Below are 15589 nucleotides of genomic sequence, written 5' to 3'. Positions count from 1 at the left end.
TAGAACGTGTGTGCACGTGCTGGCTTTAGGCCGCATTTCCTGTTTTTGCAGGGGTTTGAGTCAGAAACAGGCTGATCAGTCACATACACCATTCATTGTGGAGAGGGGATTTATCCCCTCTCCACAGGTTTTGGGATAGCCCTAACGAATCAGGCGATCACGATACCGTCGGCATTCAGGCTATTCAGCGCCACGCCCACCAACGTTACCGAGTCGTTGCCAAACGTCAGCACCGTGTCCTGCCCGACACTGGAGGCATGCGCACGGAAGCCATCCGCCGGCAAAACACCCTGCACACCGAGAAACACCAGTTTGTCATTCGACGAATAACCCACCACCCGATCCTGCCCGAACGCGCCGTTGAACAGGAATGTATCCGCCCCGCCTCCCGATTCCATCAGGTCATTACCTGCGCCGCCGACAAACACGTCGTTGCCGGTCCCGCCAATCAGGTGATCGTTGCCATCCAGCCCAAATAACCAGTCACCACTGGCGTGCGCCTTGAGCGTGTCGACGCCACTGCTGCCTTTCACGCTCGACTCGTATGCCGTGACATTGCTGCCCGCTTTCAAGCCATTGGCCGTGACGCTGTGGCTCACATCATCCTTGAACACGCCCCAGAGAAACCCCGGTTCCTTAGTCAGAATCGTGCCGATGTCGCGAGTGATGCTGATCCCGCCCTGTGCATCGCGGATGTACAGATTGCCCACGCCGTCGTTGGCGAAGTCGAAGTTCTTCACTGAGTTCTGCAAATCCAGTGAATTGTTGCCCTGCCCGCCGAGGATGACGTTGTAACCACCGCTGTCACGGAACGTGTCGTTGCCTGCGCGTCCCTCCAGGTAGTCGTTGCCGCTGCCGCCCTGGATCAGGTCATTACCGTCACTGCCGATGATGAAGGTGATGCCCTTGTGGGTTTCGGCGTTGCGATTAAGATCCTGCACCCAGGTGTTGGCGCGAGCCGGGTCGGACAGGTTGGCGACGATGATCGTCGAGTCGCGGCTGGTCAGGTCGTAGAACTTCGACTCAATCACCCGGTTCATGCCATCGCCATACGCGGTCGGCAGGTGTGAGATCCACGTCGGAATATTCAGGATCGAGAATGGCAGCAGATTCCACGCGGTCGAGGCGTAGTGATCGTTGAAGCTGACGATGTTGTCGGTGGTCGATGCGTGCGGCGCGTCATGCACGCCGACCGAGGCGCCGGTGAAGGTCGAGCCGTCGAGGGCGCGGAATACCGGGTCGTTTTCGTAGCCGACATTGAGCACTTTGTCGGTGCTGCTCTGGGTCGGCGAGGCGTAAGCGATGTAGTTGGAATCGGCGAAGAAACCGCCCCATTTGCCACCGCTCAAATCGGCCATGCTGTTGACCGCGAGGCCGCCGAGGCTGTGGCCGCTGACCAGTACGTCGTTGCCGCTGAGGCCGTTGGCCTTGGCGAACGCCACCACGTTATTGAGCAGATTGCCGAAGGCTTCGCCGACGTAGTTTTTCGCGTAATCCTTGGGGCCGAATGCCGCGAGCAGATCGTTGATCGCGTCGCCGATCGAATCGCCAATGAGGATTTCCCGTGGCCCGCTGGTGCCGCGAAAGGCAATGCCCAGTTCGGTGAGATGGCCTTGGGCGTCATATTTGCCGAGAATTTCTACCTGAGCGCTGGTGTAGCCGGCCTTCTCGCCGAAGAAGGTGCCACGCGCATCGGTCTTGCCTTCGTAGCCGAGTTGCGAGGCGGGGATCGGTGTCCAACCGGCTTGTTTGACCGCGTCGAGGGCGGCTTTTTCCGAGTCGGGGTTCCACGGAATGCCGGGGATGACGCCTTGTGAATCGGTGCCGCCAATCAGCGCTGTGACCAGTGTGGCTGGCAAGCCGAGGCCGAAGCCATTGTGCTGATAACCGGCAGCAAACCCGTTATCGAGGTTGTGATAGGAATACAGCGTGATCGCCATGGCGTCGCTGAACAGCGCCTTGGAATCGGCTGTGCCGAAGTTTTTGTAGTCATACACACCCATTGCCATTGCCTCTCTTTTTGTTGGAATTGTTCAGAGATAGCTCACAGCCAGAGCGCCCCTCGCAGGCCGCCCCGGAGCATTTCGATACAGCACTTCTTAATACATGCGCGCACACTCCCCCTGTAGGAGCTGCCGAAGGCTGCGATCTTTTGATTTTGTTTTTAAGATCAAAAGATCGCAGCCTTCGGCAGCTCCTACAGGGATTGATCAGGGTCTAGGCGAAGACGAACGCTGAGTCCGACAGGTTAGCCACTCCCACCCCAACCAACGTCACGGCAAAGTCGCCAACCTTCAGCACGGTATCGCCGCCGCTCTGCGACGCGTGCTGTTTGTAGTCATAACCCTGCCCCGCGCCCTCGACGCCCATGAAAACCAGTTTGTCGCTGCCCTGATAGCCATTGATCGCATCAAAACCAAACGCACCGCTGAACAGGAAGGTGTTGTTGCCACCTATCGCATTCATCACATCGTTGCCAGCGCCACCGACGAAGGTCACGTGGCCCTTGTCGCTGATCAGCGTGTCATCGCCGCCCAAGCCAAACAGCCAATCATCGTCCGCCGTGGCGTGTAGCGCATTGCCGTAACCATCGCCGTTCAGTGAATGGTTGTACTGGGTCAGTTCGTTGCCATTACTCAAACCCTTGGCCGTGACGCCCCAGGTGATTTCCTTGCTGCCCCACCACGAACCCGATTCCTTGCTCACCAGCGCGCCGATGTCGCGGGTCATGCTGATACCGCCGTAGGCGTCGCGCACGTACAGCGTGCCGTCGCCATCATTGGCGAAGCTGAAGTTTTGCAATGGTTTCTGCAGTTCGAACGTGTTGTGGCCTTGGCCGCCGAGCAAAATATTGAAGCCGCCGTCATCGCGGAAATGGTCGTCACCGCCCAAGCCTTCAAGGAAGTCGTTGCCCGCCCCGCCCTTTAACCAGTCGTTGCTCTGCGTGCCGATGATGAAAGTGCTGCCAGTGTGCGGTTCACCGCTGCGGCCCAAGTCCTCAACCCAGGTTTTGCCCCGCGAAGATTCCTCCAGATTGGATATGATGATCGTCGAGTCTTTATGCGTCAGGTTGTAGAACGTCGAGTCGATCAGCCGATTCAAGCCATCGGCATAACCCAACGAACCATGCGCCGACCAGCTCAGCGGATTGATGATGCTGAACGGCACCAGGTTCTGCGCGGTTGAGGCGTAGTTGTCGTTGAAGTTGACGATGTTGTCGGTGGTCGAATCGTGCGGTTTGTCGTGTTTGCCCATCGAGGCCGTGCTGAACGTGGTGCCGTCGAGCACGCGGAACACCGGGTCGTTCTCGTAACCGATGTTCAGCACGTTGTTGCCGGTGCTGCTCTGGGTCGGCGAGGCAAACGCGATGTAGTTGGCGTCCTTGAAGAACCCACCCCAGTTGTTCGCGCTTAACTCGGCGACGCTGTTGACCCCGAGGCCGCCGAGGCTGTGACCGCTGAACAGCACGTCCTTGGCAGCGATGCCGTTGGCAATGGCGAACGTCGCGACAGCCTTGAGCAGATTGTCGAAAGCGTTTTTCGCGTAGTTGTTCGCATAATCCGACGGCCCGACAGCGGCCAGCAGATTGTTTTTCATGTCGCCGAAGGTGTCGCTGTAACCCAGCCCGCCGGTACCACGAAAGGCAATGCCGAGGCCGATCAATTTGCCGGCCGCGTCGTACTTGCCGAGCACCTCCGCCTCGGCGCTGGTGAAGCCATCCTGCTCACCGAAGAATGTGCCTTGCGGCCCGACCTTGCCCTGATAACCCAGCGCCGTCTCAGTGACCGGCGCCCACGCGGTTGCCGGCAAAGGCTTGCCGGTCGGGGTGTAGGCGTACAACGTCAGGGCGATGGCGTCGCTGTACAACGCTTTGCCATCGGCCTTTTTGTAATCGAACAATCCCATGTTGTGCTCTCTCTTCCTTTAAACCGGCAGCCTTTCGCAAGGCTGCCGGTACGCTTTAGAACTGCCAGTCGAGTGTGAGGCCGACACCGTGGTCTTTCTCGTTCGAACCGATCAGCCCGTTGTAATCCAGATTCACCCGCACATCGCGATTGAGCGCCAGACCTGCACGCACGCCGACCACCGCTGCATCACGATCCATCGACACGCTCTGCACGTTGAACGCGCTGTTGCCGTTGGCAAAAGCCAAGTGGCTGTCAGCGTCAACGCTGCTCAGGTTGTGCTGCCAGCCGAGGCTCGCACCCAGTTCCAGTTGATGCTGATCCGACAGGGCGAAGCTGCGCTTGGCGCGCACGCCGAGGGTCGACAGCACCACGTCGCGATTGTCTTCACCGCCCTTCAACGCCGCCGCGTCACCCTTCTCGGTGAAGCTGTCGGTGTTGAGATGCACGTAGGACAGATTGGCGAACGGTTCCAGGTTCATCGGCTGCAAGCCCAGGTCGTAAGCGGCTTCTGTGAACAATTGCGCGGTGGTCGCATCGCGTTTGGTTTTCTGCTTGCCGCTGACATCGCCGATTTGCAGATCACGCTTCGCATCGATGCGGTGCCAGCTGTAAGCGCCGCCAACGGTCAGGCGCAGGGCATCGATTTCATGCCCCAGATACGCACCCAAGTGGTAGCTGTCGACCGAGGCCGACGAATGCGTGCCGCTGCCCATGCTCAAAGAACTGTCGCTATAACCGGTAACGAAACCGAGACGGGTATCTTCAGCAATCAAGCCATCGACACCGGCGAGCAAGCCACCGATCGAGCTGGTGGAATCCGCGTATTTATTGCCGCCATCACTGGTGCCCCACGAGCCCAACACCTTGACCCAGGCGTTGCTGCCCTCGCTTTTCGGTGCATCGGCGTTGAACAGATCGCGTTCACGCAGACGCTCGCCAACCGCTTCGCGCAGGTAACGGCTGTCGTTGATCAGCAAGGTGCCAATGGCCGGGTGAATCTCGCCGGACAACTGTTGGAAAGCCTGTTGCGCCGACGCCGCGTCAGGCGACAGCAGCAGGGTTTCGAACAGCGCATTGCCGGCACCGAGACGATCCGCCGCCGCCGCGACTGAACGCTGATTCGGCGTCAGACCGACGCTGGCGAACGACGCGCCATTGCGGCCAACCTCCAGCTGTACGCCGTTTGCCGAATAGTCCAGCGTACCGCCGAGGAACGCATAGTTCGGCAACACCTGGCCGAACTGGCCGGACACACCGCCCGCTGCCTGGAGGATGTTGTATTGCGTGCCGAGCAGGCTTTTCACTTCGCTGGTAGTCAGCAATGTCGGGCTGTTTTCCAGCGACAGTGCGACGGTCGCGCCGTCGATTTGTGCGGCGCCGCCGGCAACGATGCGGTCGCTGCTGGTCGGCGAGACTTCCACCGCGTAGGTCGAACCGCGTTCGAAGGTCACGTCACCCGCCACGTTCAGCGTGCCGATGGAATTGCCCGGCGCCACGGTGCCGCCGCTTTTCGCGGTCAGCGCGCCGATGCGACCGTTGCCGCCGAGGATGCCGCTGTCGTTCACGGTGACTTCAGAGGCCAGCGAACCGTTGATTGCCAGTCGGCCCTGATTGACCAGCGTTGGGCCGCTGTAGCTGTTGTTGCCGGTCAGCACCAGGGTGCCGATGCCTTGCTTGGTCAGGCCACCGTGACCGGAGATATCGTTGCGCCAGGTGTCGAGACCGCAGGTGATGTCGTTGCACACGCGCTCGGTCGGTTTGCCCTGGTCGATGATCGCGCCGATGCCCGGCAAATCCGCGACAAACTGACCGGAACCGTAGGCGCCATTGACGCGGAATTCCTCGGGGATGTCCTGCTCGGTGACGAACATCGACGGGCCGTCGATACCCTTGCGCAGGTTGATCATGCCCCAGCCGTACAAGGCGTCGATGCCCGGTGCGCCGAGGTCGGTGGCGGTGGTGCGCAGTACCGTCGCGACCTGATCGCCGGTCATGTACGGAAAACGCTCCATCAGCACCGCCATGGAACCGGCGACGTGCGGCGCGGCCATCGAGGTGCCGTTGTAATTTTTATAGCTGGTGGTCAAGTTATCGGCGTTGGTGCCTTCGATGATCGAGCTGAAGATTTTCGTGCCCGGCGCTGACACGCAGAAACTCGCGGTGTAGCCGCAACGCGACGAGAACGTACTGATGATGTACGGATTGGCGCTGGCCAGATCCGGGTTCTGTTGCAGCGCGGCGACGGTGATCCAGTTCGGCGCGATCTCAGGCACGAAATAGCCGAGGCCGGCGATGGCGTCGGGGTTGTTGAGGTTGTAGTCGTTGCCGGCAGCGAAAATGGTGACGATGCCACTGCGCGCGGCGGCGATGGCGCCGTCATACGCGCCGCCGGGTTTGGTGCCGAGCAATGTGCGGATTTCGTTGAACTGCACTTGCGCGTCGTTGACGGTGAAATGCGGGTACGCCGGGTCGCGGCCGCCGAGGTCGAAACGGTCGGTGATGCCGATGCCCCAGCTGTTGTTGATGATCCGCGCGCCGCTGGCGATCAGTGCATCCCAACCGGCCTTGTACACCGCGCCGTCATTGCCACGGACGATGCCATCTTCCGGGCCCGGATCACCGTTGTCGGCGCTGATGATTTGCGCGGCGAACGCCACACCGTGCATTGGCCCGCCGTCACGACTGCCCGCCGCGATACCGCCGACGTGGGTACCGTGGGCGCCGAGCTTGCCATCGGAACCGACCGAGGGCGAACCGTCATAACGAAACGCATCGCCGGCCTTCACCGGGATGTATGGGTCGGTGTATTCGCGGATGCCGCTGGTGACCAGCGTCACGACTTTGTTGCTGCCGGAAAACTCCGGGTGCGCGGCGTACACCGGTTGATCGAAGATCCCCAGTTTCACGCCTTTGCCGGTGTAGCCAGCGGCGTAAGCGTGATCGGCACCGATCGCGCCCAGGCCCCAATCGGCTTTGAATTCGGCGCTGCGCCAACTGGAAGGATCGCCCGTGCGACCACTCTCGACGTAAGGCGCGGCGTGTGCGCTGCCCCAGGTGGTGAGTGCGCAGAGCACCGCGAGATTCAGGGTTTTCAAGGCAAAACGGCCACCCGATTGCGCGGGTGTATTGTTGTTATTCATCCAGCGACCTTCCTTAGTGATGTTGCGAAAAAATCCGTATCGTTGTGATCGTTCCCACGCTCCGCGTGGGGATGCAGCCCGTGACGCTCCGCGTCACTGGACGCGGAGCGTCCCTAGAGGCATTCCCACGCAGAGCGTGGGAACGATCAGGGGTGCGTCGATCTTTTAGAACTGCCAGTTCAGGCTCAGCCCGACGCCATGGCTTTTCTCGCGACTGGCCAGTTGTCCGTTGTAGTCGAGGTTCACCCGCACATCGCGGCTCAGCGCCAGACTCGCTTGCACGCCGACCAGTGCGGCATCACGCACCAGCGCCGAACTCTCCACCGAATACGGCGCGCCGCCGCTGGCAAAACGCAGGTGCTGCTCAGAATCGATGTCACTCAAGCTGTGCTGCCAGCCGAGGTGCCCGCTGACGTCGAGGGTCTGCTGCGCCGACAGGTTGAACGTCTTGATCGCGCGCACACCGAGCGTGCTCAACACCGCATCACGCTGATCGCCAGAGCTTTTCAGCGCCGCCGCATCGCCCTTCTCTTTGAAGCCTTCGGTGTCTAGATGCACGTAAGCCAGATTGGCGAACGGTTCCAACGCCAACGGTTGCAGGTGCAGTCGATACGCCGCCTCGCCGAACACCTGGGTGGTGGCCGCGTCGACTTTGGCTTTCTGTTTGGCGCTGACATCGCCGTATTGCAGATCGCGTTTCACATCGGCGCGATGCCAGCTGTAGGCCGCGCCGGTGCTCAAGCGCCAGGCGCCGATTTCGTGGCCGGCGTAGGCGCCGAGGTGGTAGCTGTCGACCTTGGCCGACGAGTGCGTGCCCGAGCCCATGCTCAGCGAACTGTCGCTGTAACCGGTGACCAGACCGATGCGCGTCTGCTCGTCCAGTGCGCCGTCGACACCGGCGAGCAAGCCGCCAATCGAGGTGCTGTAACCCGCCGTGTCGTGGCTGGAATCGGTTGTGCCCCACGCGCCGAGGGCTTTGATCCAGCCGTTGTTTTGCGTGGCCGACGCATCGTGCAGACGTTCGCCCACCGCATCGCGCAATTGGCGGCTGTCGTTGATCAACACCGAACCGAGAGCCGGGTAGATTTCACCGCTCAATTGTTGGAACGCTTGTTGCGCCGATGCGGCCGATGGCGACAGCAGCAGGCTTTCATACACCGAACTGCCGGCACCGAGACTTTCAATCGCCGCCGCGACGGAACGCTGATTCGGCGTTTGGCCGACGCTGGCGAACGTCGTCGCGTTGCGTTCGATATTCAGTTGAATCGCGTTGGCGGCGTAGTCGAGACTGCCACCGATAAACAGGTAGTTCGGCACAACTGCCTCGAATTGGCCTTGAACGCCGCCGGCCGCTTGCAGGATGTCGTATTGGCGACCGAGCAGGCTGCGGGTTTCTGTGGCGCTGAGCAGCGTTGGACTGTTTTCCAGCGCGAGGCTGACGGTTGCGCCGCTGACTGTGGCCGTGCCGCCGGCGACGATGCGGTCGCTGCTGGTGGGCGATAGCTCTACCGCGTAGGTCGAGCCTGGCGCGAGCGTGACGTTCCCCGCTACGTTCAACGTGCCAATGGAATTGCCCGGTGCGACGCGAGCGCCGCTGTTGGCGGTCAAGGCATTGATCCGCCCGGAACCGCCGAGGGTGCCGCTGTCGTTGACGGTTACCGCCGAGGTCAGCGAACCGTTGACCGTCAGCAAGCCGCCATTAACCGTGGTCGCGCCGCGATAGGTGTTGTCGCCGCTGAGGATTAATTGGCCGCCGCCGGATTTGATCAGGCTGCCCTGATAAATGCGGTTCGCAGCTGCAGCATCACGCGCCATGCCCACGGCGTAATCGGTCTGATCCTGCTGACTGGCGCCCGCCGCCACGCCGTTCTGCCAGCCTTTGTCCTGCAGGGTTTGCTGCCAGGCGTTGTGCTCGGCGAGGTCTTCACTCTGACGCTGGATCAGCGCTTTATCGGAGATGTCATTGCTCCAGACATCGCGCTGCCCTGCCCCCAGATTCGCATCGAACGCACCGAGCAATTGCCCCGGCCCGCGCATCGCCCGCTCAAGGTTGGCCACGCCCCAGCCGACTCGCTCGGTCGGCGCGTCGGTGACGGAGCCATCCAGTTGCGTGGCGGTGGTCAGCAGCGTTTCCAGCGCTTGCTGGTTGTTCATGTACGGGTAACGTTCCATCACCAGCGCCAATGCACCGGTCGCGTGCGGCGCCGACATCGAGGTGCCGGACTTGATCGCATAACCGCCGCCGGGAATGGTGCTGTCGATCTTCGCCCCCGGCGTGGTGATGCACCAGTATTTGGCGAGGCCGCACTGGTTGTACTTCTGTTGATTGCTTTGATCGAGCCCGGAAACCGCCAGCCAGTGGCCTTCAAGATCCGGCTGAAAGTACGGCAGCGCCGAACGCACGCTGGCATTCGGGTAGCCACTGTTGCCGGCGCTGAACACATTGATCACCCCGCGACGCGAAACGTCGGCAGCGGCATCGAGCCAGGTGCCCTGATTCCAGTGCTGGGCGTATGCGGCGTGCAGATCGGCCAGCGTGCGATAGCTTACGTCTGGCGGCTGACTGCCCCAGCTGTTGTTGATCGCGCGCACGCCGGCATCGGCCAAAGAGTCGTAAACAGCTTTGAAATAACGCGGATCCGGTTTCGGGCCGAAGAGGAAACTGTCGTTGGCGTTGGTGTTGCCGACGTAGATTTGCGCGTTGTATGCGACGCCGTGCATGCCAGTGCCGTCGCGCGAGGCGCCCATGGTGCCGACGACATGGGTGCCGTGGGAATCGTTGTTCGGGTTGAGTGTGCCGTCGACGTTGAATGGGGTGCCGTTTAGGTAACTGCCGTTGGCTTGCACCGGGTGATAGCGGTCAGTGGCGAACTCGGGATGGCTCGCATCGAAACCGGAATCGAGAGCGCCGATTTTTACGCCTTGGCCGGTGATGCCGGCGGCGTAGGCTTGATCGGCCTGCATGCGCGCAAGGCCCCAGTCGCGCTGGAATTCGGCGCTGCGCCAACTGGCGGCGTCGCCGGGTTGGCCGGTTTCCAGGTATTGGGCCTGGGCTTGCGTGGTAGAAATCACCAGCAACAGGGTGCCGACTGATGCCGGTTTGATGCGTACGTCCATGTTCACTCCTCACTTTTTTTGTTGTTATGTAGGAGCTGCCGCAGGCTGCGATCTTTTGATCTTGTGGCTTAAAAGATCGCAGCCTTCGGCAGCTCCTACAGAGAATTGCGGTGTTGCTGCCCCTCACCCCAACCCTCTCCCGAGGGAGAGGGAGCCGACCGAGATGGCCTTGCTTCATTCGCCGACCTGAAACAACCCGTCGACTATGGATTCGGTAAAGCAATCTCAGGTCGCCGTATATCTTGAACATCCCCCAATCAGTCCCCTCTCCCTCTGGGAGAGGGTTAGGGTGAGGGCTGTTGCGCGACCAAAAATGCCTCATCCACCCGTGCCAGATCCTGTTCGTTCAGCGTCCCCGCGTAGTAATGCAATTTCGTCCACGCCATCAGATAGTCGTAGCGCGCCTGCGCCAGGTCGCGGCGGGTGGTGAACAGTTGTTGCTCGGCATTCAGCGCGTCGAGGTTGGTGCGTTCACCGCCGAGAATGCTCTGCTTGGTCGACACCACCAGCGCTTCCGCCGAGGACAATGCCTTCGAATACGCACGCAATTTGCTCACCCCCGACAAGCACGCACTGAACTGCCGGCGCAGCTCGATCAACGTCTCGCGGGTTTTGCCATCCAACTCATACTCGGCCTGTTCCATGCTGCGACTGGCCTGCCGCGTCGAGGCCGACACGCCGCCACCGGCATACAACGGCACGCTGACTTCGAAACCAATGGTGTTAGTCTCGTAGCGCTGGTTGTAGGTGTTGCCGCTTTCCGATTCGTTCTGGCGCATCGAGGCGTACGCGTTGACCTTCGGCAAATGGCCGGCGCGGTTACGTTCCACTTCATAACGCGCGACTTCCACGGCCTGACGCTGCGACGCCAGATTCGGGTTATTACTGATCGCCATTTCGTGCCAGGTATCGTAGTTGGCCGGCATCAGCGCGAAGGTCTGGAAGTTCTGATCCAGCGGCGCCAGCTCATCGATGTTCACCGCCGCAACACCCACCAACGCACCGAGTTCACGCAGTGCAGCATCCTGTTCGTTACGCGCTTCGATCTCTTCGGCGGTCGCCAGCTCGTAGCGTGACTCGGCTTCAAGAATGTCGGTGCGCGTGCCTTCGCCTTGGCGGAACATGTGTTCGTTCTGCTGGAACTGCTGCTCGTAAGCTTTTTTCTTCGCCTGCGCGATGTCGATCTGATCCTGAGCGAACAAGGCTTTGGTGTAGTTATCCAGCACCCGCACCAACAGTTCCTGACTCTTGCCGCGGAAGTTTTCATCGGCGAACAACGATTGCGCGACGCCCTTGCGATACGCGGCGTAGGCCTCGTAATCGAGCAACGGTTGTTGCACGGTCAGGGTCGAGCCGTAACTGCTGTAATTGCGGTCATCGGTGCGGTTGCGCGCGCGTTCGTCGAGCGAGGTGGCTTTCGACGAGTTGCGGCCCTTGTTGTAGTTGTACCCAACGTGAGGCAACAGGCCGGCGCGGCCAATCGCACGGTTTTCCAGGCCGGCGTCGCGCTCCTTGATCGCGCCGAGGAACACCGGATCATTGCGCAACGCCTGCTCGTAGATCTCGAACGGCCCCATCGCCGCCACTGCATTGTTGCCGGCCAACAGCGCGAACGCTGCCGTCAGCATCGAAAGCTTATTCATACAGCCGAACATCCTTATTCTTCGGTCAACGCGGAGTTGGCCCGGTCGAGCAACGGTTTGAACAGGTAGTTGAGCAGCGAACGTTCGCCGGTGCGCACGAACATTTCTGCGGGCATGCCGGGCTTGATCACCAGACCGTTGAGTTTCTCCATGGCCTGATCGCTGACACGGGTGCGCAGCACGTAATACGGTGCGCCGGTTTTCTCATCGACCATCTGATCCGCTGAAATCAGGCTGACTTCGCCCGGTACACGCGGGGTTTTGCTCTGGTTGAACGCGGTAAACAGAATGTCCACCGGCAAGTGTGTGCCGACCTTGTCGATCAGGTTGATCGGCAAGTGCCCTTCCACTTCCAGCGTGGTGCCTTGCGGGACGATTTCCAGCAAGGTTTCGCCTTGGCGTACAACGGCGCCTTCGGTGTGCACCCCGAGATTGACCGCCACACCATCGGCGGTGGCGATGATTTCGCTGTGTTGCAGGTCGAAACCGGCGGAGGTCAGTTGCTCGGACAGGGTGACGCTTTTCAGCTGCGCGTCGGCCAGTTGCGTGCGAACTTCTTTTTGATATTCCTCGCCGTGCTGCTGCAATTTCAGGCGCGATTCAAGGATGCCCTGCTCGACGCGGCCGCTTTCGCCGGTGTTCTCGGCCAGTTGCTGCTGCACTTGCGAGAGTTGGCGCTGATATTCCATCAAGCGGTTGCGCGGGATGTAGCCGTTGTCGGCCAGTGGCTGCAGGTTGCTCAATTGCTGTTGCAGCGATGCGGCTTGCGCATTGAGGTCGGTGCGTGCGCGGCGCATGCCGGCCAGTTGCGCGGTGGCGCCTTCGATGCTTGCGCGCAGTCCGGCCTGCTCGCGATAGAACGCTTCGCGGCGGCTGCTGAACAGTTGGCGTTGGCCCTCAAGCACCAGCGCCAGACGCGGATCCGGATCGTTGCTCAGTTCAGCCGGAAAGGTCACTTGCTTGAGGTTGTCGCGCTCGGCCTGCCAGCGCGCCAGGCTCGCCCACGCCATGCGGTACTGCGCTTGCAGCGATTGCACGTCAGCCGCCACTTGCGTCTGATCGAGACGAAACAGCGGCTGCCCCTGCTTCACGATCTCGCCTTCGCGCACCAGAATCCGGCTGACCACGCCGCTGCTCATCGATTGCACGGCTTTGCGTTTGCCCGAGACGACCACCGTGCCCTGCACCGGAATGCCTTGATCCAGCGGCGCCAACGCCGCCCAGGTAAAGAAGCTGCCTGCGCCGACAATCGCCAGAATCCAGCCCATCCGCGCAAAAAACTTCGCATCGCGTTCCGGACGCTCGTTGAGGTAGGCGTGTTCCATGTTCGCTTCGTTTTCAGTGTTCATGCTGGCGCTGCTCATACACCCGAATTCCTTGTCGTGGGCTGATACTGCCGGCTCATGCTGAGCCCGCCCGGTGCCTGTGCAGCTTTTTCCCGTTGTTGTTCTTGCTGGCCGGACAGTGCCTTGAGCACATCCTGACTTGGGCCGAAGGCCTGCAAACGACCATCATTGAGCACCAACAATTTGTCGGCCTGAGCCAACACCGAAGAACGATGCGTCACCAACACCACGGTGGTGCCTTGGGATTTGAGTTGCGCGATGGCGCTGGCCAACGCGGCTTCGCCGACGGTGTCGAGGTTGGAATTGGGTTCATCCAGCACCACCAGGCTCGGGTTGCCATACATCGCCCGCGCCAGTGCCACACGTTGTTTCTGCCCGCCGGACAGACCGCTGCCGTCCTCGCCCAACTGCGTGTCGTAGCCTTGTGGCAGGCGCAGGATCATTTCGTGCACGCCCGCCTGTTGCGCGGCGGCCACCACTTTCTGCGGATCGGCCTCGCTAAAGCGCGCAATGTTTTCGGCGATGCTGCCGCTGAACAGCTCGATGTCCTGCGGCAGGTAACCGATGTACGGGCCGAGTTGGTCGCGGTTCCAGCGATGAATATCCGCGCCGTCCAGGCGCACGGTGCCGCCAAGGGTCGGCCAGACGCCGACCAATACGCGGGCCAATGTCGACTTGCCCGAGCCGGAAGCACCGAGCACGCCCAACACTTCACCGGCCGCCAGATTGAAATTGACCATGTGCAGCGTCGCCGCGCGTTGACCCGGAGGGCCAGCGCTGACCTGCTCGAAGGTGATCTGGCCTTTCGGTGCCGGCAACGCCATGGCGTCGTCACTCGGCGGGAAGGCTTGCAACAAGGCATCGAGACGACGGTACGCCAGCTTCGCCCCGCTCCACTGCTTCCACACGGCGATCAACTGGTCGATCGGGCTCAGCACGCGGCCCATTAAGATCGATCCGGCGATCATCATCCCGGCGGTCATGTCGCCCTTGATCACCAGCAATGCACCGAGGCCAAGCACCAGCGATTGCAGGCACAGGCGCAGGGTTTTGCTCAGCGAACTGATCACCGCACCGGTGTCGCTGGCCTGATTCTGCAAGCCAAGGAACCGCGAGTGCACGCCAAACCAGCGCTTGCGCAACGCCCCGAGCATGCCCATGGCTTGAATGGTTTCAGCGTTGTGCAGATGGCTGGTCGCCAGTTGGCTGGATTTCTGCGAGAAGCCGGCCGCTTCGCCCAACGGCGTTTTAGTCATGTATTCGTTGAGGCAGGCCAATGCGATCAACAGCAGCGCGCCGGCGGTGGCGAGTACGCCGAGCCAGACGTTGAACAGGTAAATCACCAACAGATACACCGGGAACCACGGCGCATCGAAGAACGCGAACAGCGCGGGCCCGGTGACAAATTGGCGAATGTGCGTCAAGTCGCCCAGCGACTGCCCGGCGTTGCCCTCGCCCTTGAACAGGTTGCGCTCGAACGCGGCCTGGTAGACACGCAGGTTGAAACGGCGCTCCAACTGGCTGCCGATGCGGATCACGATAAAACTGCGCACCACCTCTAGCAGACCGATAAAGGCAAAGAAGCCGAGGACCATCAGCGACAACATCGCGAGTGTGGTTTCGTTCTGCGACGAAAGCACCCGGTCATAGACCTGGAGCATGTAGATGGAGGGCACCAGCATCAGCACGTTAATCAGCGCGGTAAAGCAGCCGACACTGATCAGAATGCTTTTATAGTCAGCCAATGCCTTGAATAAGGGAGCGGTGGCTGGGGCCTTCGCCATCTTCATTGATTCTTCCTGGAAAATATTCCCGCCACTCGTTGGCAGGACTTTTATTAATTATTGGCACTTCACCGAGGTGTACTGTTTAAGTGACCGCTTACACTTTCATAACAACTACCGGCGAATATTACGGCGCAGTTGTTCATCGAGGCGCTGCTGATAGCCCGCCCGTGGCGCTTTATATAAAAACGCTGTCGTAAATTTGATAGTTACGGCTGTTGCGCCGCACGTTCGAGCGTAATGATCAGGCCCGACTTCAAAGTCGTCTGATATTGCCCATTACGTTGTCTGCTGAAAAACTGAATCCTTGAACCTTTTTTGCCGGTGATCGACAAGCCATCGGGATCGGGAAACCAGCCCACCGGAGTTTCTTCCAGCCATGCGCCCAGACACGTGGAACTCAGGGTTTTGTTCGCCGCCAGTTCAACACCACACGTGTTTGACGGTTTGTCCTGGAGCTTTTGCGCATCCTCTGCATCTTCGCGAGCCGATAATGTTGCCTGCCAATGGCCGGCAAATGCCGAGGGTTCTTCGAGTCTGAGGCTGCTTGCCATGCTTGTTTCTCCAGAAATCATAAGGAGCGCTGCCGTAAACCACGACACTGCCTTGTAGGTAAAAGCCTTACTGACCATGGGAATATTCGCTCCGGCA

General features: G+C 60.6%; 8 protein-coding genes. All 8 read right to left on the bottom strand.

The window, feature by feature from the left end; all coding sequences use genetic code 11:
- Window positions 1-149: 149 nt before the first annotated feature.
- The 8 genes from AD669_RS12080 to AD669_RS12045 all read right to left on the bottom strand — a co-directional run bounded on the left by AD669_RS12080 (window position 150) and on the right by AD669_RS12045 (window position 15570).
- Window positions 150-2003, bottom strand: a complete 1854-nt coding sequence (locus AD669_RS12080; protein WP_053119973.1) for a polyurethanase — start codon at window positions 2001-2003, stop codon at window positions 150-152.
- 214 nt (window positions 2004-2217) lie between these two features.
- Window positions 2218-3906: a polyurethanase gene (locus tag AD669_RS12075; protein WP_053119971.1), complete on the bottom strand. Its 1689-nt coding sequence runs from the start codon at window positions 3904-3906 to the stop codon at window positions 2218-2220.
- 55 nt (window positions 3907-3961) lie between these two features.
- Window positions 3962-7048 carry an autotransporter serine protease gene (locus AD669_RS12070; protein ID WP_053119969.1) on the bottom strand — a complete coding sequence of 1029 codons (3087 nt, stop codon included), beginning with the start codon at window positions 7046-7048 and terminating at the stop codon, window positions 3962-3964.
- A gap of 165 nt (window positions 7049-7213) precedes the next feature.
- Window positions 7214-10165: an autotransporter serine protease gene (locus tag AD669_RS12065; RefSeq protein WP_053119967.1), complete on the bottom strand. Its 2952-nt coding sequence runs from the start codon at window positions 10163-10165 to the stop codon at window positions 7214-7216.
- Window positions 10166-10449: 284 nt separating this feature from the next.
- Window positions 10450-11820, bottom strand: coding sequence for a TolC family outer membrane protein (locus AD669_RS12060; RefSeq protein WP_053119965.1), 1371 nt, complete (start codon window positions 11818-11820; stop codon window positions 10450-10452).
- Between the two features lie 2 nt (window positions 11821-11822).
- A complete protein-coding gene (locus AD669_RS12055) occupies window positions 11823-13172 on the bottom strand; it encodes an HlyD family type I secretion periplasmic adaptor subunit (protein WP_053119963.1) in 1350 nt (449 codons plus the stop codon).
- A complete protein-coding gene (locus AD669_RS12050; protein ID WP_053119961.1) occupies window positions 13169-14944 on the bottom strand; it encodes a type I secretion system permease/ATPase in 1776 nt (591 codons plus the stop codon). The genes AD669_RS12055 and AD669_RS12050 overlap by 4 nt, the downstream gene beginning before the upstream one ends.
- A 203-nt stretch (window positions 14945-15147) precedes the next feature.
- Window positions 15148-15570 carry an AprI/Inh family metalloprotease inhibitor gene (locus AD669_RS12045; RefSeq protein ID WP_156316140.1) on the bottom strand — a complete coding sequence of 141 codons (423 nt, stop codon included), beginning with the start codon at window positions 15568-15570 and terminating at the stop codon, window positions 15148-15150.
- Between the last annotated feature and the right edge of the window lie 19 nt (window positions 15571-15589).

Origin of the sequence: Pseudomonas sp. P1.31, assembly GCF_001269815.1 — a bacterium.
GTDB classification, from domain to species: domain Bacteria; phylum Pseudomonadota; class Gammaproteobacteria; order Pseudomonadales; family Pseudomonadaceae; genus Aquipseudomonas; species Aquipseudomonas rustica.
This window is presented reverse-complemented; position numbering and strand designations above follow the sequence as displayed.